Genomic DNA, 20187 nt, shown 5'->3' with positions numbered 1-20187 from the left:
ACACCGTAGATTATATGTACACTTATTCCTCCAGCGCCTTGACGGGATCGAGTTTGCCGGCCTGCCATGCGGGGTACAGCCCGAAGAAAATACCTGCTCCTGCGGAAATTAAAAACGCCAGCAATGCTCCGCGCATATTGAACGATAATACAACATCGCTACCGCCTGAGAACTGAGATAAAATCGGCGTAACGGCGACAAGACTGATTAAAAAACCTGCTGCAAGACCGATACCGCCGCCGACAATACTGATGGCGGCCGATTCCGTTAAGAACTGCGAAAGGATTGCCCCCGTCGTAGCGCCGATTGCTTTACGGATGCCGATTTCCTGTCGCCGCTCCGCAACGGTTACGAGCATAATGTTCATAATGCCGACACCGCCTATCAACAGCGAAAGCCCTGCAATACCGGATAGCACGGCGGCAATCATCGCAAGACTGCTCTGAATCTGCTTTTGCATCGATTGTGCCGACCATATCCGCACCGTATTTTTACTGTTTGCATATTCGTCGGATGCTGCTTTAATTGCCTCTTCAACCGCTTCGATATCCATTACAGTATCGTACAACTCAACATCAACCGAGTCAGCTTTCTTGCGGCCAAGCTGCATTGCCATAAACGAACGCGGTATCAGTACATACCGCTGCATCTGTCCCATTGCCGTTTCTTTTGTTTTAAGCACACCGATAACCGTACACGTAAAAAGCAGCGGCGCAGCATTTCCGTTATTTACCGATAACGTCAGCTTCTTGCCGACGGCGCCTCCTTCAGGGAATAAACCTTTGGCAATATCTTCCCCGATAATAACCTTCTGCGCACCGGTCATAAAATCCGAAGCGGTAAAACCCATACCGTAGTCAAGATGCCATTTCTGCGCTTCCATGTACCCGTATTCTATACCATAGCATTCTTTAGATCCGGCATTCAGTCGGCCGCGCATGACCGCAGCATTAAACGAATCAAACCAAAAAACGCGTTTTATCTGCGGTATCTTTTTTTTCAGCATATCAGCATAACGGTCATTAAATGTAATAGCAGCATTCCGCCACGACGAAGGCCACACGGCGACCATCGAACTGCTTAAATCCTTAAACACCAAAGCAACGCTTGCTTCCAGCGAGCGGCTCAAATTCATCGTAATAACAACCGAGCATACCCCAATCATAATTCCTAAAAGCGACAGGAGCGTGCGCATCTTATTGTGCCGGAAGTTCTGCAAGGCTGAAAGAATATCTTCAAACATGAGAGCCGTCCCGTATGTGTTGTATATGTAATCTCATAGGTTCTCCTAGAAAACGTCCCGCCTAATATTTGCATAATCTGCATTGCCAAAGGCAAGGCCATGTTGAAGCGGGCGTTAGCTGTTTTCGCTTATTTCCTATGTCTTTTATTTCTGTTGTAATGTTACCACCTTCACAGGTTGTAATACATATCCTAATTTTTGCATAATATTTGAAAGTGTCTTGAATTTTACTGTTTCTGCATTTCCACTGCGTAAGTTTTGGATTGTGGTGGGAGACACTTTTGCTTGTTTTGCCAATTCTCTGACGGAAATATTTTCTTCTTCCATTTTTTCAATCATGAATTCTGAAATTAAAAACTCATTGTAGCCTTTTTCAAACTCAGCTTTAAATTTTGAGTTTTGCATTAATCTGTCAAATGTTGTCATAGTAAGTTCCTCCTTTTACGCGCAGTTCATAATCCTTTCTGCACTTTTCAGCCTTAGCTTTTTCTGTACGTGGTAATTTGTCACATTTCTTTTCAAAAGCATTTGTTATAATGATTTTCTTTCCGCTTGTGAAAAATGAAAGAAATCTGTCCGGATTGAGTTTAAATGCCCAAATTCCATCATGCTCAAAATTGAATTTCGTTTTATCTGCAATTTTTCCAAAATCGCCCATACGTTTTACCAAATATAACAATTTCATTTGCTGCTGGGAATCAAGTTCATTGAAATAATCAAAGGGCTGACTTTTACCTTCTATTGTAAAATACCATTCTACAGTGAATTTTTCTCCCGTATATAAAACGTATTCTTTTTTATTCATGGTTAAATTGTAACAGTATATTGTTACAAAATCAAGCGTTTTTGTAAAACTTTCTTTACTTGATGATAATACCCATAACAATATGAGCATCGGAGCGTGCGCATCTTATTGTGCCGGAAATTTTGCAAGGCTGAGAGGATATCTTCAAACATGGGCTCCGTCCCGTATGTGTTGTATATGTAATCTCATAGGTTCTCCTAAAAAATTCGTAATATCTATCGGTCAAATTCTTTGCTAAAGGAAAAATAGCGTTACAGGAAGCGGTTAAAGTGCATAGCAAGGCCAAGTTGAAGCAAGGGTATAAACGAGTATATTTGTATCAATAAATATTTTAGACACGATATAATTCTTCCCTTGTCCATTTCTCAAAAATTATCCGCCGTGTCGGAAATGATTTTTCCGTCTTTAAGGTGAATGGAGCGCGGCGCCATTGCACCGATGTCCGGATCATGGGTAACAATGATAACCGCCGTGCCTTGCCGGTTTATGTCAAAAAAAAAGATCGAGTACGGACTGACCCGTTTCGGAATCGAGCGCTCCGGTCGGCTCGTCGGCAAGAATCAGTTTAGGACGGGTTACAAGGGCGCGGGCAATAGCGACACGTTGTTTTTGTCCGCCCGACAGCTCGCTCGGACGGTGCTTGAGGCGGTTGCTCAATCCTACTTTGTCCAGCTCTTCGGCGGCAAGCTTCTTCCGTTCGGAGGCAGGCAGCCCCTGATACCGAAGCGGTAGCATCACGTTTTCAAGAATGGTAAGCGTGGGCAGAAGAAAATACTGCTGAAAGACAAACCCGATCGTTCTATTCCGCAAAAATGCCAAATCTTTTTCGGTCATTTCGGCAGTGTTTTCTCCGTCAACATAGATTGCCCCTGCCGTCGGGCGGTCAAGGCAGCCGATCATATTCATACACGTCGTTTTACCTGAACCGGACGGCCCCATAAGCGAAACAAAGCTCCCTTCCGGTATATCGAACGAGACGCTGCGCAAGGCATGTACTTCGTTTTCTCCCATAAAAAAGGTTTTTACCACCGAATCAAGGGAGACAATCATCCCTGTTTTCACTATGCGTCTCCTAGAAATCTCTATCGTTGTTCAGTTTTGCTTGATTTTTCAGCACATCGTTTTCTTGCACACCGGAGAGAATCTTCACAAAGCCTTTAATATACGGTTCGACGGTTACCGGAATTTCCTGTGTGGTATTGCCATCGATTTTATCGACAAACGGCTTCCCTTCCACATAACGGATGGCATCTTGCTCTACTATAAGCACTTCGGAGTCGGCGCCGGTTACGATGGTTCCATTAAAAGAATAACCGGGAAGAATTTTTTCCGGCGGATTATCCAGCCGGATCAGCGTATCGACAACCGTCCGCCCAAGGCTGGTTAAGCGTGCGATTGCCGGATAGGAGATAACCTCCGCCTGCACTTTAATATCCGGTTCGGCGGGGAATGTCATATCAACCTTTTGTCCGACTGCAAGGCGGGACGCATCGCTTTCGGCAATTTCGACCGTGGCTTTAAGAAAACTGCGGTCAATCAGTGTGCCGAAGGTATCTTTTGCCTTGGCGTATTGCCCTTGCGAAATCGTGAAAGCCGCAACGATGCCGTCGAATTTGGCATACACTTTGCGGTCGGCGAGCTGTTTTTCCAAAAGCCGCTGTTCCTGTTCCATCAAGCTCAGCTTTTGCGAGGCGCCGTTAATTTGCTCCCGTTTTATCGCAAAAGCATGTTCTGCAACAGCATAACTCTGTTTGTCGGTATCAAGCGCAAAAAGCAATGCGCCTTTTTTCACCCTGTCGCCTTCTTTTACCAGAACCTGTTCGATAAACCCCTCGCCGGGCGCTTCTAAAACCTGCGTTTGTGCCGCTTCGATATAACCGGACACCTCAATTTGATTATGTTCGATTTCCTTTTTTACCGTTAAAGGCGGCAAATCACCTGTTTTTGTATTTTTAGGCTTCATAAAAACATACCAGCCGCCTACCAACGCCGCTATGCATACAATAACAATAATTCTCGTTTTCCGCGATTTCTGCTGCCGTGCCGTCAGCGGCTGTTTATTGAGACTCATCGTGTCCTCCAAATTAGTTCGTATAAAAATTCGATTCGGGCGTATAGAAAATATTGATCACACCGAGTGCGAATGAATCGGAATCAATTTTTGCTATCTTATTTTTTAACAAATCTCCAATTATATTATTAGCAAGACAACTGCATCAAAAAAGATACAGAACGGGTGTAAGACGTTTGGCGCAGTAAGTATAATGTCGCAAAGGTTCATTTTTGATACGGTAAAAACACCTCTTGAATTTGCGCATTAATCGCTGCGGTCAGCTCTGCTTTTATTTTTGCTATTTCTATATCGTTTTCACTAAATGTTGTACGTGCGGATTCTTGTTTCGGGAAAAGTAACACAGCAGGCGTGGTATGCAATATCTCTGCTATTTTTATAAGAGACTTATCGCTTACCCACGTTCTGCATCCTTCTATATCATTAATAGTTTGCGTAGAAAGCCCCGTTTTTTCAGCTAATTTTTCTTGCGTTAATGCAAGTCGTTTTCTGTATGTTTTTATATTTTGTGAAAGATATCCCCGTAATTCTATTTGAGTCATAGTAAAATATTACGATAAAAGTAGGTATTATCAACTTGACAATAGTAAGTGTTGTGTATTATTATTAATTAGTCTTCAGTATTGAAGATAACAAGGAATCTCTAAAAGCTTCGTTTTTTAGCGATTACCAATAGTATTTTAAGGAGAATCTTATGAAAAAGATGTTTATGGGGCTTGTGGTGCTTACCGCATTTATCTGCTTTGGATTTGCAGATGCAACTGATGCTTCTTGTGAAGATCAATCAAAAATCTGGAAAGAGCATGAGAATATGAATAAAAAAATTAAGAAAAATGCTCTGAGTAAGGATAAAAATCTTCAGCCGGTTATTGAAGCAGGTAATCAAATTATCGGCAACATGAAGAATGCTCAGGCGGTTGGTGAAGGTATCGGCGTTATGGGGGGGGGTGTGCTACGCATAGCGACAATTTCAGAGATTTCGGAAATTGTGTAACTTCTCATGACTACCAATCAGGAATCTTGCAGAATGCTCAGGCAGCCACTGAATTTGTCACTGTTACAGCGGCTTGCGCTACGCATAGTGACGATTTCATAGTCGAAACGGCAAAAAATCTCTTGCAATTCGGCCTTTCGCGGGAAAAGATAGCGCAAGCGACCGGTCTTACCCAAGCAGAGGTAGAAGCGATAAACTGATTTACTAATTCTTAATTAAAAAAAGCCGTTCTATGTAGAATTTCTTCAACATAAAACGGCTTTTCCTCAATTCTTAATTATGAATTCTTAATTCACTAATTATTACCTAACTTCCATCCAATGGTGTAAATTACTTTTACCGTGCCCTTTGATCTTGTACTAGCTTCATTCTCTCCACCATCGTCCATATTTTTATATTTTTTGTCTTCGTCATGTTTATAGCCGTTGTTATTAACCGTATACGTAATAACAAAGTCTTTTTCTTCGCCATCGGCAAGGGTAAAGTTTTCGTCATAGGAGATCGTTACACGTTCCGGCTGATTAAGTTGTAGTGCAGTTGCATCTAAACGCCATGTTCCGGTAGTTTCGTTGTAGACAAGTTTAATGATGCTGTTATTGTCTAAGGGCTGCTTGGGGTATACCGGTCCACCGCCTGCCCATATCTTTTCAGTACGCCAAAAATCATGTCTGTTTGATTTTATCAGATAGGTTTTAAATACAATATCCATTTCTGAAAAATCAGAGAAATTCTTAGCTAGCACAACAACATTATTGTCTTCCTTATACTTCTCTAGTTTTATGTAATCGTTCTCTTTCACATATTCACCGTGTCCCCCGTTTGTGATTCCTGTGAACAAGCCATCTGATCCTTCAATAGGAAAGTCGTATTTCCATTGTATGTTATCCGTACCGCCATTTGCATTTACCGTAACGGCAAGATCATGAGCAAAATGAGCACCGTCAATATATTTATGGTTAGCATGATCTGCCAAACCTGCCGTTGACCACGACTGTAAACTTTCATTTTCAATTTTGGGTCTTACGGTAAGGCGCATCTTCGGCTCAAAAGAGACGGAAACGGCGACATTTTCGTTTCCGACCGTTAATTGCGCCAAGGTTTTATCCGGCAGTGAAGCCACAGGCGTAATGCCCGTCCATTCTTTGACAATGTACCGGGGCTTGGGGGTTGCGATAAATTTAACCACACCGCCTTTTTTTACGTAAGAACCCGAATCTATTACCTTTCCGTCATAAAGGGCAGTAAGAGAGCCGCCGTTTCCGTCTACAGTAAAGGTAACCTTATACGCTTCTTCAACTTCAATTGTCACGACGTCGCTTTTCCGTGTTGCGGTTTTGTTTCCGTCAGCGTTATTGTTTGTGTTCGTAACAAGGCAATAATAATATGCAGTACCGGTGGAAGACGTATCGGGTTCACACAGGTACGCAGCTTGATCACTCGGTTCGCTTACGGCGGCTCCTTCCTCTGCGGGGTTTGTGGTCTTATACCACTGATATGAAAGCGCACCACCGTCTACCGAAACCGCTTCCATACTGAGCTCTATTTCGGTAGTGACGTTCAGCGGAACGGTTTTGGTCTTAGGCTGCGGCTGCTTTGTTATTTTAGGAGGTTCGGCATCAACGCTTATCGGTCCCGTCCCGCTTAAAATACACACCCGTGCGTCTTCCGATTGTACCTCGGCAATCTGTCCGTTAGCGGAATTCGTATTCTTTACGGTACAATAACAATATGCGTTTATTTCAGAGGAGGTATCCGGCGTATAAACGGCTGCATTTGCCCCGGAAATTTCTTCTACACTGCCGCTTTCCTTATCTTTTTTATACCATTGATATGAAAGCGCCTCTCCTTCCGGAGCAGGTAAAACCTTTACTTCAAGCAATACGGCAGCTCCCACCCGCGCATAAACGGAAACAGGCTGCCCTACGATAACCGGTTCCGATACCGTATAATAGGGGTTTACCTCTGTCGTAACTTCCGTCTTCTTTATTATGATGTTCTTTCGATACGGCGAATAGCCCGCTTTTCCCGGACTTCTACCGGCAGGTTTGTCGTAAGCGGGGTTTTTCTGTGCATGGTAATTCGCTGCATTTATATTATCCTTTATCCATTGATACATAACAACGGAACCGTCTTCCCTTACATATCCGACAGGATCGCTCATATAAAACGGTTCTGCAAATTGGATGTGATCACCTATAGAAGCAGCAGCATAGTCAGTCCATTCCGTAGGGAGCTTGCTGCCAGCAATACTTTTTATCTTAGCCGGATCACTATAATAAAAAAGGAACTTTGAGTACCGGTCTACACAGAACATGGAATTGTCGGCTTTTATCCCCATTGAAGCATCTGCGGTAAACCGGTAAAAATAGAATCGGTTGTCATGAGGATTGGCTGCAAGTTCGCTATCAGTACCGTGTGCACTCCCTCGGTCTTTTCTAGTTTTATACCGGTAGATTTTTACATTGGAAATTGCTTTAAACCCCGAACCGATTCCTGAAGGAATGTTTTCAACCATTTCGGGACTTCCGCTCCAGCTGCCCGCGCGGAATTTATACGAAGCGATAATACCCGACATAGAAGGCATATGCAGAACCCATTCGTCGAATTTGGACGCGGGGAACTCATAATTTTCATCGTAATGATCAAACGGATTGACTTCTTCGGTTACGGTCGTAACCTTTACAATGTACTTTTTGTTGCCGTGTTTATCCCGCGGATTATATACCGCCGCAGCGTCTTTTTTAAATGTAAACTCGCGCTCCCATTCTTCGTATTTTCCTTCTTTTGCAGAAATCTTAAATTTTGCGGATGCGGTCTTTCCCTTAAATACCAGTTCCGGCGGCGTCATTTCCGCAGCTATATAGCCGAATGTCTTAAACGATAAGATTATATCGTCCGCGGTAAGCTTCTCCGTATTTTCCGGTATGCTTATACTACCGGCGATATTGCCGGGCACACCCCGTACATATACGGCTTCAAGCTCTAAGGCTTCCCCTCCGTTCTCCGGTTTTTCGGCTCTGGTTACGCTGATAACATGCTCAAAATCTTTATATTGCCCCTTCAGTTCCCTAACAAACAGTTTGATTTCGGTTTCTTCGTTCTCCTTTAAAGACACGGGGGCGTCTTTCACTTCTACCGGTATTACGGTTTGGGTTTCACCGTATAAAAATTCAGCCTGAATTTTGGAAGCAACAATAACGTTTTCTTTATAAGGAACCGTAACGCTTCCTGCCATTGCGTCGATACCGCAAACGGTAAGGCGTTTTAATTCCAATTCGTATGGTTCGTGTTGTGTTATATTTATTACTTTTTCCTGAACAGCATATTTCCCGTCAGGATCCGCTATTTTTATGGTAACGGGCACAGTCTGCCCCGCGCTTAACGGAACGCTGCCGCCGTTCAGCTTTACCTCTACTGAAAGAGCGTCCTTTCGAGAAAGAGATGCGATCGCCGTAACCGTTATGTTCTCGGCCGTTATTTCTGTAACATCGGCAGGAACAGTAACGACATAGCTGTTTGCCTCCGAAAATTTCTTTATTTTATCCGCATCGTCGGCCGGAGTTTCCGCCAGAACAGGGACGACATCCAATCCTTTGACCTGTATGCCGGTAATAACAAAACCGCCGGAAGAGGAGGATGCTGACCGCGGATACCACGGGGTACCGATTGCCGGTTTACATGTTGAAAATATAAACGCTGATACTGCAGCAAAAAAATAGTAACGTGATCGTATTTATAATCTTTTTAGACAAACGCATAAGTACTTCTCCTTATACTTTAAAAGTCAATCCGACTGTTACGCCGAAATCGAGCGAGTTCATATAAAATGACTTAATGGGGGTATTTACCACATCAACGTCAACAGGCGGGTTTTTGGCTTTACCGCCAGCTTTTGCCGCATCGATAAGTTTTTGCGGCATGGTTACATATTTCGGCTTATATATGGTATAAGACAAGAAACCGCCTAATACAATTTCCATATTGGAAAGGAACGGCTGATTGTACTCAACAAAGCCCTTAAACGTAAAACCGACGGGATTGATTTTCTTCATTTGTTTTTCGGTAATTAACAGCGTTCCCGTTTCGCTGGAAAAATCAAGCCCTGCTTCTCTTTTTAATTGTTCCACTTCATCCGGAGTAAGGTTTGTGTACAATTCATAGATAGGCTGCGGATCAAGCGGCATCCTGATGCCGGTATTAACCCCTAAGGATAGGCGGTTGCGTAAAAAGTACGAACGTACCCCTGAGGTAAGGGTCAACACCGGAGTCATGTGCACACGGCAAAAAAACATCGATCTTCTTGCCAAGCTCTTTATTATACTGCCCCGAAATCTGTCCCGAAAAGCCTTGCCCAAGCCCAAGTGCAAAGTTCCAGCCCAAGCCGCCGAATACGCTGTTATCTTGCAAGCGAAAGTAGCGTATCGAATCAAAAAGATAGGTTAAATCAGCTTCGCCGGTGGTAACATAGCCGAGCGTACCTTTCATACCATCGCCGCCTAAGTAGTCCATATCCTTCTTACTTATCTTGGGATCGGTAAGAGAGCCGGTTAAATTTGCCTTTAGTCCCAGCGTAAAACCGGAATCAAATGCATAGGCGTGGACGACAACTGCGGCCAAAAGTACCGCTGCAACTGTTTTTTTATGTAAGTTCATACTTCTCTCCTCATATTAGGTAATACATAAGATTATTAATGCTATCGGTAAAATACGCAGTTTGTCAAGACTTAGTGTTGATTGTATTTGCCGTTTCTTTTTGATATAGTGTTGACAATGGAACAACGTATCGGCTTTTTATATCTAAAAACAGGCGGTGGACATGTTTCCGGGGCCAATGCACTTATTGCACGCTTAAAAGAAAAATATTCGGATAATGCCGAATATATACCGCAAAACGGCTTCAAGAACTCCAATTGGATTTCGCGTATTTTTTTTGAAAAAGGATATCTCGCAACTTCAAACTACTTTGAACTCGGTTACGTCGCATTTTATCAGTTAACAAAATCGAAAAAGATTTTAACATTTTGTAGATGGCTACTGCGTCCGTTTATTGTAAAAAATCTGGTAACATTTCTTAAAGCCGAAAAAATCACCAAACTGATTTGCCTGCACGAAATACTTATCCCGCTTGCACGGATTGCAATCGATAGGGTGAATCCCAGTATCCCATTAATTTCCATCGTGATGGATCCGTTCACCGCACATCCGTCATGGTTTTATGCAAAAAATACTGAGCTTATTGTTTTTTCCCAGAAATTGCAAAAAGAAGCGATCTCACACTATGGCTTTAAACCGGAACAGGTTCATCAATTTCCTATTATGCTTTCGCGGAATTTTGACCGGCGGTATACGGCCGCGGAAAAAATTGCAGCGAAACACCGGCATGGCATACCGCTTGATAAAAAAATCGTAATGGTTGTCGGCGGGGGGGAAGGCTTAAAATCGACACTTGCGATTGTCAACGCTTTTATCTTTCAGCGATGCCCCGCACATTTAATTGTTATCTGCGGCAAGAATAAAGTGTTAAAAACGCAACTGGAAATTCTGCTTAAAACTACGAACATTACCAATATTCAGGTATTCGGTTTTGTTTCGTTTATGCCCGACTTAATCAATGTATCCGATTGTGTCATCACCAAAGGCGGGCCTGCTACCGTTATGGAAACACTGTCAGTTGGAAAGCCATTAATCCTTGCAAGCTATGTGCGTGGACAAGAACTGGGAAATATGCTCTACGTCGTAAACAATAACCTCGGCTGGTATATTCCTCACCCGCGAAAAATAATAAAAAAAGTAAAAGAGATAATCGCCGACGATTCCTTATTGCATTCTATAGAAGAGAAAATTGACACGATGCATATTCAAAACGGATTGGAACCTATTGCCGATTTTATCTATCGTTTTCCGGAAGTACAGAGCTAAGCACAAAACTAAAGGAGAAAAACTGCGGTAGACACCTGCCGATGTCCTTTACATTCTCATCCTAACTTTTTTTGCGATGCCGGGGAACCCTTTTAATTTGAGCTCTACACCGTCTTCAATTAAAAAAGAGCCTTCAAAAGTGCCGCAGATGGTCTTATAGTCCCGCCGCCAAACGAGGATATTCAGATTCCGCTGAGAGATTGCGCTTGGGGTAAAGGTTAAATCGACCATGCTTTCGGTATCTTGGATAATCCAATTTTTAGAAGAACCGAACGGGTATGTAATACGTACCGGCGGCAACGGGATGCGTTTTCCACCGTAAAATAAAATATTGTCGTTATAGCTGTAGCTGTCGGGAGCGATGGAATTACTTAAATGGAAGGAAACTTGGGTGCCATCAATAATACCCAGCCCGATAACAACACTCCGCTTTGTGCGGGGAGGCGTATAGGTTTTTCTAAAATCCAAAAAGCCGACCGCGGTTGTTTTATTTAATTGTATATCTTGATTATGTCCAAACGTAACCCAACCGTTTACGGCAAATGATCGGAAATACACGGCTTGGCACCGGCGGCTCACAAAAGCAGGAATGACAGCAGAATAGTCGGTGCATTGCGGCGAACGCGAATCAAAATCAAGCCTGCCCTCGCATGACGGCCGGTCGTTGGCAGCAAGAAAATCGAAATCGGCATAGAGCATCCCTTTGGAAAGACGGGAAAAAATGCGAACATATCGCCGTTTAACGCGGCAAGTTGCAACGCTGTACGCAATGTATTTGGGCAGATGCACAAACCCCAGCGGCAAAAGTTGCCGGTAGGCAAGCAAGCGGTTCGTCTGGCGGTTCCACAGCGTTGTTTCCATAAAAGCAAAATATCCGCCATAAAAAAATTCAATTTCGCCGATAAGGTTATCATCGCAAAAAAGGAGCCGCAATGTGTCGGTTATGCGGATATCCGTAAGAAAAGTAGGAAATGGCAAATCGCCAAACGGCTTCTTGACGCCTCGTATGTCAAAGGTATGGAACATCCCCGAGTACGACCCAAACAGCGGTACTGCATTTTCGATGGGGCGGCGAGGAGCCGGAGTAATAATGCGGGTATAAGGAACTTTTTGTATATCCATAGTAATAACCTAGCAATCTCGTAATTATCTAATAGAATCGATCCTGCGGCGTATCAAAATACGCACCAAGTTCTTGGGAACGGTATATCCCCTTATCGGTTACAACCCCACGGATAAGCTGAGGCGGAGTAATGTCAAACGAGGGATATATCCCTTTTACCGCAGGATGAGTATGCCGTACTCCATGGCACGAAAGCGTTTCTTCAGGGTTACGCTGTTCGATGCGGATATCGGCGGCGCTTTTCTTATCTGCATCCGGTATGCCGGTTACATAGTACGGTATATCGAACCGTTCTGCAAGCAGGGCTATCTGAAACGTGCCGATTTTATTCGCGATATGCCCGTCCCGCGTAATGGTATCCGCTGCCGAGGTAAAAAGATCGACTTGCCCTTGCTGCATCGTATATGCAACCATATTGTCGGTAATAACGGTGGTATCAAACCCCATATCGGCGGCGCAGCTTGCAGTTAAGCGGGCGCCTTGCAGAAACGGCCGCGTTTCGGCACAGATTATTCTAACGGGATTATTGTGCGCGCGGGCTGCCTTCAGCATCATCCCGACAATCGTTTCTCCAAAACACTGGGTAAGAACGCCACCCCCTTGCGGGAAAAGCTCTGCAAGGTAGTTTCCAACCTTTTCCATTATACCGTAACGCCGATTCAGCGAATCTATTGCAGTGTTAAAAAGGGCGGTTACTACATCTTGCCCCGCATTCAAGGCATTTTCAGCCACAGCAAGACTGCCTGCAGTAATTTGCCCCATTCTGTTTGCCGTCGTCGGTCGGGCATGAGCCAACCCCTGCGCCGCCTCTTCAAGAAAGTGCCGCTGCTTTTCCGCCCCTTCATTCCGTACTTGATATGCGGCAAGCGCCATCCCCATAGCGGCAGCCGTGTACGGTCCGGCGCTCTGGGTTACCATATCGGCAATCGCCTGTCGGACTTCATCCCACGAAGAACATTCAACATACGTTATTTTTTCGGGATAGATGCGCCGGTCAAGGATTCTGACACGTCCTTTTTCATACCATGCGACATTTTCGTATTGCAATAAAAATGCAAGTTCTGCGTCTTTTCGTTCCATATTTCATTTTTAGTAGTTTTGATAGATTGAAGACCGGTGGATTAACAAGTGGTGAATTGAAGAACATGCCGGCGAAGGGACTTGAACCCTTACGGAGTTGCCCCCAATAGATTTTGAGTCTATCGTGTATACCAATTTCACCACGCCGGCTTTCGAGGGGATACTTTAGCATATTAAGTTTCTTTTGTAAAGTAGGCTATGAACTTATCGTCGTATCTGATATACTCGCACCGATTATGGATATATCTTTTAGAGATTTGGGACTCGATGAGTCCGTGTTGAATGCGGTAGCGGCAAAAGGATTTGAAGAGCCGACTCCCATTCAAGTGTTGGCAATTCCGCGCCTCTTAAACGGCGATGCGAACGTTATTGCAAAGGCGAGAACGGGTACCGGTAAAACCGCCGCCTACGGATTGCCGCTTGTACAGGAATTGAGGGAACCGCGGGAAAAACCGCGTGCGTTAGTACTGGTACCTACTCGCGAACTTGCGCTGCAAGTCGCTTCGGAAATAGAATCGTTTAAGGAAGGACCCCATCCCCGTATCACCACCGTATACGGCGGCGCGTCGATTGTCGAACAATTACGAAACTTAAAGCGCGGATGCGAAATTGTTGCCGGAACCCCCGGCCGTGTTATCGATCATTTGGAGCGCGGCTCACTGAATTTGGACAGTATCGAATATTTTATTTTAGATGAAGCTGATGAAATGCTGAACATGGGCTTTATCGAAGATATCGAAACGATATTCAAAAAGGCAAATCCCGATTCGCGGGTGCTGATGTTCTCGGCAACGATGCCCAAGCAGATTTTGAAAATCGCTGCCGACTTTATGGGCGAATATGAAATTGTAGAAGAAGAGGCGTCGGAAGAACCGCTGCCGCTTACCGAACAGTTTTTTTGGATGGTGAGGGAAGAAGATAAAACCGAGGCATTGGTTCGCCTGATCGACACCGCCGAAAACTTTTACGGGCTGGTCTTTTGCCAAACTAAGGTTGACGCCGATGCGGTTGCGAAAGAGCTTGATGAGCGGCATTACGAAGCCGCCGCTCTACATGGAGACATCCCGCAGGGGCAGCGCGAAAAAAATCTTGAGCCGGTTTCGGGCGGGGAAAACCCGTATTCTCGTTGCAACCGATGTCGCCGCCCGCGGTATCGATATCGAGGGGATTACGCACGTTGTCAACTATTCCATTCCGTATGACGGCCCCACGTACACGCACCGTATCGGTAGAACCGGACGGGCGGGGGCGAAAGGGACGGCGGTAAGCTTTATCCGCCCGAATGAGCGGCGCAGGATTGACTATTTGCGACGTCATGCACGAGGCGAGTTGCAGGAAGGAAAAATTCCTTCAATAGAGAAAGTTCTCGCACAAAAACAGGAGCGGCTCTTTTCCGAGTTGCGGCGTCAGCTGGACACCGTCCGTGCCGAACATACGGTCAACAAGCCCTTTATCGAACTCGCTCGGGAACTCTTAGCCGGAAATAAAGCAAGCCTCGCCGCCACTGAGGAAAACGCCATTGCGTCCTACACCGAGAATACCGAAAGCAACGTCAAGAATATTGACAGCCCTGCGGATAGCATAAACGCCGCCGATAACATAGACGCGGCCGCAAATACTGCAAACGTTGACGAAGCCGTTGCTTTCGGTGATGAGGCTGCCGCTGCCCCCGCCGCAGGGAATATCGACAGAGCCGAAGTACTTGCCGCCGTGTTGCAGTTGCACTACGGTTCGGTGCTGTCTGCTTCCCATTACAGAAATATCAAAATCCCCCGCACCGAAGACAAGCGGGGAAAATCATCCGGCGGGAATACCATCAGGCTCTATATCGGATTGGGCAGGAAGGACGGGACAAGCAAGCGGAGCCTTGCACAGTTTTTCAGCACGCTGCTTTCCATCCCCGAACACGCAGTTGACCGCATCGAATTATTCGACCGCTTTTCGCTTGCGGATTTACCGGCCGACGCTGCTCACGAGGCACTGAGGCTTTCAAAGAAAAAAGCAAATATGCCGCACATCCACATCGACACAAAATCGGATTCCGTAAACGAAAAGAGTTCGCACACAGCCGGTTATGCAAAAAAAAGCCCTTCACGAAAACTGCGTGAAGGGAACCGGCGCGAAGCCTTTTTCCGCGACAAAGACACGAGAAAGAAACATCCTGTCAGCGCAGGCTCCGCCGCCGCCTATAAAAAGCGGAAATGATACGTTGAGGATTTTCAGTAGCGGCACGGATGCCGCGCGTATTAAGCAGAAACAAGTTTGACACTGGTCAAACTTGTGTTCAGCAAAGTACAGGGATGTACTTCGCTGAACGAGCGACGAAGTAGATACGCCGTATATTTTCAAAAGGTAAGCATTATGGAAAGATACAACCTCGCCGCCCGATAAAGTTGAGAAAGCTTAATATGCTCGTTTTCGCGGTGGACGACGGCAAGATCGCCTGGGCCGATGATAACGGGAACGAGTCCCTGCTTTACTAGTATGCTGCCGTCGGTAGAACCCGCAAAGATGTCCGGGATATACGGTAAGCCGGCGGCTTCCAGCGCTGTTTTGCAGCGCTGTACCAACGGTTCGCTTTCCGCCGTTGCCCACGAAGGGCGCCTATCGATAACGGTATACGACACTTGAGCGGTAGGAACTTCTTGATGCAATGATGCAATCAGTTTATCCAGCTGCGCCCATACTGCATCGATGGGATGACCGACGGCAAGCCGCGCATCAACGGTAAATATGCAAGTATCAGGGACTACCTGCGGTTCTACTCCCGCCTGTATCGCCAGTGTCCGCCAAAAGGACTCCCCGTTTTCCGCCGAAGAATAGTCCGACAACTCGGTATGCTTAATCTTTTCTATTAAATTGATTGCTGTGTAAATCGCATTATCTCCGGCGCCTGCTTGTGAACCGTGAGCTGTTTTACCCCGTACACAGACATCCGCCCATGTTCTCCCTTTCCCTTTTATGCACAGCTTTAAATCGGTTGGTTCGCACACCACTAACGAGCGGGCGCCGTCAAACAGCGGAGAGTATAAAAGCTTCTTCGAGCCTTTCATGTAGTTTTCTTCATCGATTGTCGCGGCAAAGATAATATCAGTCGGCGGAACAATACCGTGCCGCTGTAAAACAGACATTGCATAAAGCGCAGCTGTCAGTCCGCTTTTCATATCGCTGCTGCCGCGGCCGTAAAGAATACCGTCTCGTGTTTCGGCGCCGAACGGGTTAAAGTTCCATCGTTTCCGCTCTTCGTCGGAAACCGGTACGACATCCATGTGTCCGGTAAAGATGATGCTATTTTCACGGGTTTTCCCGCACACCCGAGCGACAATATCACAGCGGCTTCCTTCAACCGGAATCCGCTCATATTCAATCTTATTCGCTTGTAAAAAATCTTCTATATATTTCACCATCGGTGCTTCGTTCCCCGGCGGATTAATACTGGGAATTTTTACAGCGCCTGCAAAAAAATGCGCAGAGTTCATCATCATCGATATAATCAAAATAGTTTTGCATTGGTACTATCCTTTATCCTTTAAAAGCTTACCACTCAATTTTGAGTAATTTTCCGTAGTGAATTTCAGTAAATCATCTTTATTTCTTGCCCGCGTCATAGCTCTCTCCTATCCCAAAGCGTCTCGCAGAGCCGTCCACATAACATCGTTTTAAACTGCATTGCCGTGCCCGTATAGGGCTTGGCGTGGAAATTGCATAAAAGAGCGCAGCCACTTTAGTGACACAGCGACATAAGCAATTTCCATGGCAAAGGCTTTTGTCAGCGTTGAAGCGGGTGTTAGGATAAGATTTTTAAGCCATATTTTTTATACTTTATAACCTGTGTATCAACAGATAAAAAATAATAATCAGAGTTTATTGATTGCCAAATCATAATTCTATCAAATGGGTCTTTGTGTTCTATCGGCAATTTATAAAAACTAATTAATTCATCATTTTTAAAAGGTCTACATTTAAAAAAACTATTTTCTACTTCTTCATAGAATTCTTCAGGAGTTATTCCTTTTAGGGATAATTTGCCCATATTACATTTTATTGATATTTCCCATAAACTAGCTTGACTATAAAAAATTTCATTTTCGTCTGCTAATAATTTATTATAAACTGATTTAGATATTTTACTTGTATCAATAAATGCCCATAATAAATAGTGCGTATCTAATAGGATTTTCATACATTAATAAACTCTTCATCTGTTATTGTCCAGTTCTCACTGAATTCAACCTTTACTTTTCCTTCTAATGTGCCAAGCTTTCTCGCTTTGATTCTTTTGTACTCGTCAATTGGAACAATCACGGCTATCGTTTCTTGTTTTCGACCAAAGGCAATACCAATTTCATTACCTGATTCTACTTCTTTCAAAAGCGCGGAAAAATTCATTCTTACTTTAGCTATCGATAAAGTTTTCATATACGTATATCATAATATATATGTACAACATAGTCAAGTTGTTCTTAGTTAGGGTTTCTGGATTATAAATAAAATATATAACATTTAAAAGCTTTGCTTTCGTGATTTATAACAGTATTTTTGTTGAATTTTATGCAAAAATCTATATTGGAGAGATTTAAATAATCAAATTTTCCTGTCAGTATTAAAAAATTTTAATAATAAGGATAACTGCCCTTTTATTTCAAAAATCAATCATCAAATTTTGTTTATTATTCGTGCCGCAGGCATCCGTCTAACTTGCGTTTTAAACCGCAACGCAGCTTGTCTGCGTTGTCGGCTTTGAAAACGGTGTTATACGAATACAGCTTGTTCTTGCGATAATATATGTTCTTTTTCTGAATTCTTTGCAAGAAGATATACGCAATATTGGTTCATACTTACTCCTTCCTTTTTAGAATCTTCGGCAAGAGTCTTGTGCAAAGATTTTGGAATACGTAGTTTGAATTGACCGGAATAAGAATCGGCACTTTTTGGTTCTGCAATTTCAATATTTTCTTCAATGGCAGCCAAGAACCACTCCTTTTTTGCATCTTCTGCATTATTAACTGCATCAGAAATTGTTGAACCGCAAGTTATACAACCCGGAAGGTCTGGATATGAGGCTACAAAACCTGATTCTTCTGAATCCGGAATAATTTCCAGTTTATATGGCATTTTCATATATTCATCAATTGTTTTCATATCAGTTCTCCTTTCCCTTGTGTGCCTCTTCTGATTCTACAACCTCTTTTACCATTCTTACATAAATAATTTTATTGTATCACTCCAGATCACAATGATAAACAAAAAGTTCTATTCCTTTTTCATCAAAAATTATTTCCGCTCTCCTTTTAGTCGCTTCATAAGTTGGATAGCCTTGCTTTGTTTTACCGTTAGAATCAAGGCAATAACTTATATGATTTGGTGTCTGACGCTCTTTTGGTGAAAGGTGCCAGTAACCACATCGTGAGCATTTATAACTTACTTGTTCATTCCCATATTGTCTTTTCACATATTCAATAGCTTCTTGAGCTTCATATTCAGATTCATAGTCTTTAAGGGTGAACCATCTTTTTTCTTGCAAATATCACTATCAAACATTTTTCCTCCTAAACTGCTGCCCGAAGGGCAGTCCACATAACATTCGCTTAACCTGCATTGCCGTAAAGGCAATGTCAGGTTGAAGCGGGTGTTAGGTCTTCTTATACTTTCAAAAGAACTTTTTCCTGGTTTTTAGAAAAAGCAAGTTTTGGATAAGTAATAATTTCAAGTCCCATTCCGAGACTGTCGAGATAGTCTATTAAAGTTGAAATTTTTATATCTTTCCTTTTTTCAATTTTAGAAACAGATGACTGGGTAAAATTAGTCATTTCTGACTGTTTTACATTCTGTTCTTCGCGAAGCTGTGCAAGACGAATTGTCATAATATCCTGCTCGGCTTTTATGTGAGTGCGACGAACAGCCTCTGGAGACATATTACTTTCCATCATTTTGATTGCGTCTTTCATTTTCTAACTCCTTCTCATGTCTTTCAACTATTACTTCGGATTCGGCTATTAAATCTTTGTAAAACTTATCCCGGTCTTTACCTTTCTTGTCTCCGCCAGTAAGCAAAAAATGCATTTCTAGCAGAATCAAAGTAATAGGCAACTCTCAAAAGATGTTTCTGAGTCTGGTTTCTCAGTTCTTTAAGGTTACTAAGTTTCTTAGAACCATGAAGGACATCTGCATACGGACGTGAAAGATTTGGCCCGTATTGTTGTAGTAAAAGAACTCTTTGCAATACGGCTTCCTTACATTTTTCGTCCAATGTTAGAAACCAAGCATCATATTCATCTGATGAATCTACATTCCACATAATTTATTATATGAACTAAAGTGAATATTTGTCAAGAAGAAAAAGGCGGGCTTGACCCGCCAGATTATTTAATTATTATGGATAGGTAAATTCAGCAACATTGCTCCAAGCACTGTCAGAAACATTATATGCAGGACTTGTTACTTTTAACCAGAAATAGTACTTTTTCCCAGATGTTGGCTTGAAATAAGGTGCAATATTATAGACATAATTTACGGTACGTGTATTTTCCCCTGCTTCTACAGTAACAGAAGTATTTGTATCACTATAATCGGCTTTAGAAGAATCATTTGTAGTTGAATACCCTAAAACAGCTTGATATGCGCCATCTATGCCTGTTTTTCCATTATATGTAAATGAAAAATTAACATCACAACTAATTGTGTTATCCGTAATTGAATTGATAACCAGATTTGTCGGGGCAGCAAGTTTAGTTATTGTGTTCCCATCATCATTTGAACTGGGATTTTTGCATCCGGTGAATACAACCGTTAATACCAACGCTACAAAAATTGCAGCATTTTTTAATAAATGTTTCATAAAATCCTCCTACGATTTTATTTTCTTTAGTCGAAAATATGTTGGAAGATTTACCTTATTAACAATAAGTGCCGCTGTGCGGCATCAACCTAACACCCTTTCGACCTTTCCTCA

General features: G+C 43.4%; 21 protein-coding genes, 1 tRNA gene and 2 pseudogenes. 4 read left to right on the top strand and 20 right to left on the bottom strand.

All coding sequences use genetic code 11. The features are described from left to right. Positions 1 to 22: 22 nt before the first annotated feature. From GWP40_RS03220 to GWP40_RS03195, 6 genes and pseudogenes are all read right to left on the bottom strand, one after another. Entirely contained in the window at positions 23 to 1243 is a 1221-nt protein-coding gene (locus GWP40_RS03220) for an ABC transporter permease (RefSeq protein WP_212566026.1), read from the bottom strand. Positions 1244 to 1387: 144 nt separating this feature from the next. Then, positions 1388 to 1669: a helix-turn-helix domain-containing protein gene (locus tag GWP40_RS03215; RefSeq protein WP_212566025.1), complete on the bottom strand. Its 282-nt coding sequence runs from the start codon at positions 1667 to 1669 to the stop codon at positions 1388 to 1390. Next, positions 1656 to 2048 carry a type II toxin-antitoxin system RelE/ParE family toxin gene (locus tag GWP40_RS03210; protein ID WP_230974568.1) on the bottom strand — a complete coding sequence of 131 codons (393 nt, stop codon included), beginning with the start codon at positions 2046 to 2048 and terminating at the stop codon, positions 1656 to 1658. The genes GWP40_RS03215 and GWP40_RS03210 overlap by 14 nt, the downstream gene beginning before the upstream one ends. A 365-nt stretch (positions 2049 to 2413) precedes the next feature. Continuing rightward, positions 2414 to 3098, bottom strand: a pseudogene (locus tag GWP40_RS03205) (ABC transporter ATP-binding protein). A 22-nt stretch (positions 3099 to 3120) separates the two neighbouring features. After that, positions 3121 to 4119 carry an efflux RND transporter periplasmic adaptor subunit gene (locus GWP40_RS03200; protein ID WP_212566024.1) on the bottom strand — a complete coding sequence of 333 codons (999 nt, stop codon included), beginning with the start codon at positions 4117 to 4119 and terminating at the stop codon, positions 3121 to 3123. Between the two features lie 206 nt (positions 4120 to 4325). Continuing rightward, complete coding sequence (locus tag GWP40_RS03195) at positions 4326 to 4661, bottom strand: helix-turn-helix domain-containing protein (protein WP_212566023.1); 336 nt, start codon at positions 4659 to 4661, stop codon at positions 4326 to 4328. A 152-nt stretch (positions 4662 to 4813) separates the two neighbouring features. On the opposite strand from GWP40_RS03195, the gene GWP40_RS03190 reads away from it, so the two are divergent. Together GWP40_RS03190 and GWP40_RS03185 are read left to right on the top strand one after the other, a co-directional pair. Further along, positions 4814 to 5113: a hypothetical protein gene (locus tag GWP40_RS03190; protein ID WP_212566022.1), complete on the top strand. Its 300-nt coding sequence runs from the start codon at positions 4814 to 4816 to the stop codon at positions 5111 to 5113. A gap of 26 nt (positions 5114 to 5139) precedes the next feature. Then, positions 5140 to 5313, top strand: coding sequence for a hypothetical protein (locus tag GWP40_RS03185; RefSeq protein ID WP_212566627.1), 174 nt, complete (start codon positions 5140 to 5142; stop codon positions 5311 to 5313). A 95-nt stretch (positions 5314 to 5408) separates the two neighbouring features. Here the strand turns inward: GWP40_RS03185 and GWP40_RS03180 are convergent, their stop codons facing one another. The 3 genes from GWP40_RS03180 to GWP40_RS13570 all read right to left on the bottom strand — a co-directional run bounded on the left by GWP40_RS03180 (position 5409) and on the right by GWP40_RS13570 (position 9766). Further along, on the bottom strand, positions 5409 to 8702 hold the full coding sequence (locus tag GWP40_RS03180; protein ID WP_212566021.1) for an InlB B-repeat-containing protein: 3294 nt from the start codon (positions 8700 to 8702) through the stop codon (positions 5409 to 5411). A gap of 181 nt (positions 8703 to 8883) precedes the next feature. Next, positions 8884 to 9297, bottom strand: coding sequence for a hypothetical protein (locus GWP40_RS13575; RefSeq protein WP_414162758.1), 414 nt, complete (start codon positions 9295 to 9297; stop codon positions 8884 to 8886). A gap of 13 nt (positions 9298 to 9310) precedes the next feature. Next, positions 9311 to 9766 (bottom strand): hypothetical protein, encoded by a 456-nt coding sequence (locus GWP40_RS13570; RefSeq protein WP_414162757.1) that lies wholly within the window; start codon positions 9764 to 9766, stop codon positions 9311 to 9313. Positions 9767 to 9883: 117 nt separating this feature from the next. On the opposite strand from GWP40_RS13570, the gene GWP40_RS03170 reads away from it, so the two are divergent. Beyond that, complete coding sequence (locus GWP40_RS03170) at positions 9884 to 11032, top strand: glycosyltransferase (protein WP_212566020.1); 1149 nt, start codon at positions 9884 to 9886, stop codon at positions 11030 to 11032. 48 nt (positions 11033 to 11080) lie between these two features. Here the strand turns inward: GWP40_RS03170 and GWP40_RS03165 are convergent, their stop codons facing one another. The 3 genes from GWP40_RS03165 to GWP40_RS03155 form a co-directional block, all read right to left on the bottom strand. Then, positions 11081 to 12154 (bottom strand): DUF2804 family protein, encoded by a 1074-nt coding sequence (locus tag GWP40_RS03165; RefSeq protein WP_212566019.1) that lies wholly within the window; start codon positions 12152 to 12154, stop codon positions 11081 to 11083. A 28-nt stretch (positions 12155 to 12182) separates the two neighbouring features. Continuing rightward, positions 12183 to 13235: a s-methyl-5-thioribose-1-phosphate isomerase gene (locus GWP40_RS03160; RefSeq protein WP_212566018.1), complete on the bottom strand. Its 1053-nt coding sequence runs from the start codon at positions 13233 to 13235 to the stop codon at positions 12183 to 12185. Positions 13236 to 13301: 66 nt separating this feature from the next. Beyond that, positions 13302 to 13385 (bottom strand) — tRNA-Leu (locus tag GWP40_RS03155). An 86-nt stretch (positions 13386 to 13471) separates the two neighbouring features. On the opposite strand from GWP40_RS03155, the pseudogene GWP40_RS03150 reads away from it, so the two are divergent. Then, positions 13472 to 15440: pseudogene (locus tag GWP40_RS03150) on the top strand (DEAD/DEAH box helicase). 140 nt (positions 15441 to 15580) lie between these two features. Here the strand turns inward: GWP40_RS03150 and GWP40_RS03145 are convergent. From GWP40_RS03145 to GWP40_RS03110, 8 genes are all read right to left on the bottom strand, one after another. Next, positions 15581 to 16720: a M20 family metallopeptidase gene (locus GWP40_RS03145; RefSeq protein WP_230974567.1), complete on the bottom strand. Its 1140-nt coding sequence runs from the start codon at positions 16718 to 16720 to the stop codon at positions 15581 to 15583. A 302-nt stretch (positions 16721 to 17022) separates the two neighbouring features. Then, positions 17023 to 17418, bottom strand: coding sequence for a type II toxin-antitoxin system VapC family toxin (locus tag GWP40_RS03140; RefSeq protein ID WP_212566017.1), 396 nt, complete (start codon positions 17416 to 17418; stop codon positions 17023 to 17025). Continuing rightward, a complete protein-coding gene (locus GWP40_RS03135; RefSeq protein WP_212566016.1) occupies positions 17415 to 17654 on the bottom strand; it encodes a type II toxin-antitoxin system Phd/YefM family antitoxin in 240 nt (79 codons plus the stop codon). Before GWP40_RS03135 ends, GWP40_RS03140 begins: the two co-directional genes overlap by 4 nt. A gap of 333 nt (positions 17655 to 17987) precedes the next feature. Next, positions 17988 to 18377, bottom strand: coding sequence for a toxin-antitoxin system HicB family antitoxin (locus tag GWP40_RS03130; protein WP_212566015.1), 390 nt, complete (start codon positions 18375 to 18377; stop codon positions 17988 to 17990). A gap of 79 nt (positions 18378 to 18456) precedes the next feature. Beyond that, positions 18457 to 18759 (bottom strand): hypothetical protein, encoded by a 303-nt coding sequence (locus GWP40_RS03125; RefSeq protein WP_212566014.1) that lies wholly within the window; start codon positions 18757 to 18759, stop codon positions 18457 to 18459. Between the two features lie 118 nt (positions 18760 to 18877). Next, positions 18878 to 19183, bottom strand: coding sequence for a helix-turn-helix domain-containing protein (locus GWP40_RS03120; protein ID WP_206182354.1), 306 nt, complete (start codon positions 19181 to 19183; stop codon positions 18878 to 18880). A gap of 77 nt (positions 19184 to 19260) precedes the next feature. Beyond that, positions 19261 to 19533 carry a type II toxin-antitoxin system RelE/ParE family toxin gene (locus GWP40_RS03115; RefSeq protein WP_230974566.1) on the bottom strand — a complete coding sequence of 91 codons (273 nt, stop codon included), beginning with the start codon at positions 19531 to 19533 and terminating at the stop codon, positions 19261 to 19263. A gap of 75 nt (positions 19534 to 19608) precedes the next feature. Next, on the bottom strand, positions 19609 to 20073 hold the full coding sequence (locus GWP40_RS03110; protein ID WP_212566013.1) for a hypothetical protein: 465 nt from the start codon (positions 20071 to 20073) through the stop codon (positions 19609 to 19611). Between the last annotated feature and the right edge of the window lie 114 nt (positions 20074 to 20187).

This window comes from Treponema vincentii, assembly GCF_018336815.1.
In the GTDB taxonomy this organism is placed as follows: Bacteria; Spirochaetota; Spirochaetia; order Treponematales; family Treponemataceae; genus Treponema.
The sequence above is the reverse complement of the archived record's forward strand: the minus strand, read 5'-3'. Positions and strand labels throughout refer to the sequence as shown.

Excerpts from the sequence above, each read along its gene's own strand:
- GWP40_RS03220 (WP_212566026.1), bottom strand. The coding sequence starts at position 1,243 with ATGTTTGAAGATATTCTTTCAGCCTTGCAGAACTTCCGGCACAATAAG.
- GWP40_RS03215 (WP_212566025.1), bottom strand. The coding sequence starts at position 1,669 with ATGACAACATTTGACAGATTAATGCAAAACTCAAAATTTAAAGCTGAG.
- GWP40_RS03210 (WP_230974568.1), bottom strand. The coding sequence starts at position 2,048 with ATGAATAAAAAAGAATACGTTTTATATACGGGAGAAAAATTCACTGTA.
- GWP40_RS03200 (WP_212566024.1), bottom strand. The coding sequence starts at position 4,119 with ATGAGTCTCAATAAACAGCCGCTGACGGCACGGCAGCAGAAATCGCGG.
- GWP40_RS03195 (WP_212566023.1), bottom strand. The coding sequence starts at position 4,661 with ATGACTCAAATAGAATTACGGGGATATCTTTCACAAAATATAAAAACA.
- GWP40_RS03190 (WP_212566022.1), top strand. The coding sequence starts at position 4,814 with ATGAAAAAGATGTTTATGGGGCTTGTGGTGCTTACCGCATTTATCTGC.
- GWP40_RS13575 (WP_414162758.1), bottom strand. The coding sequence starts at position 9,297 with ATGCCGCTTGATCCGCAGCCTATCTATGAATTGTACACAAACCTTACT.
- GWP40_RS13570 (WP_414162757.1), bottom strand. The coding sequence starts at position 9,766 with ATGAACTTACATAAAAAAACAGTTGCAGCGGTACTTTTGGCCGCAGTT.
- GWP40_RS03170 (WP_212566020.1), top strand. The coding sequence starts at position 9,884 with ATGGAACAACGTATCGGCTTTTTATATCTAAAAACAGGCGGTGGACAT.
- GWP40_RS03165 (WP_212566019.1), bottom strand. The coding sequence starts at position 12,154 with ATGGATATACAAAAAGTTCCTTATACCCGCATTATTACTCCGGCTCCT.
- GWP40_RS03160 (WP_212566018.1), bottom strand. The coding sequence starts at position 13,235 with ATGGAACGAAAAGACGCAGAACTTGCATTTTTATTGCAATACGAAAAT.
- GWP40_RS03145 (WP_230974567.1), bottom strand. The coding sequence starts at position 16,720 with ATGATGATGAACTCTGCGCATTTTTTTGCAGGCGCTGTAAAAATTCCC.
- GWP40_RS03140 (WP_212566017.1), bottom strand. The coding sequence starts at position 17,418 with ATGAAAATCCTATTAGATACGCACTATTTATTATGGGCATTTATTGAT.
- GWP40_RS03135 (WP_212566016.1), bottom strand. The coding sequence starts at position 17,654 with ATGAAAACTTTATCGATAGCTAAAGTAAGAATGAATTTTTCCGCGCTT.
- GWP40_RS03130 (WP_212566015.1), bottom strand. The coding sequence starts at position 18,377 with ATGAAAACAATTGATGAATATATGAAAATGCCATATAAACTGGAAATT.
- GWP40_RS03120 (WP_206182354.1), bottom strand. The coding sequence starts at position 19,183 with ATGAAAGACGCAATCAAAATGATGGAAAGTAATATGTCTCCAGAGGCT.
- GWP40_RS03115 (WP_230974566.1), bottom strand. The coding sequence starts at position 19,533 with ATGTGGAATGTAGATTCATCAGATGAATATGATGCTTGGTTTCTAACA.
- GWP40_RS03110 (WP_212566013.1), bottom strand. The coding sequence starts at position 20,073 with ATGAAACATTTATTAAAAAATGCTGCAATTTTTGTAGCGTTGGTATTA.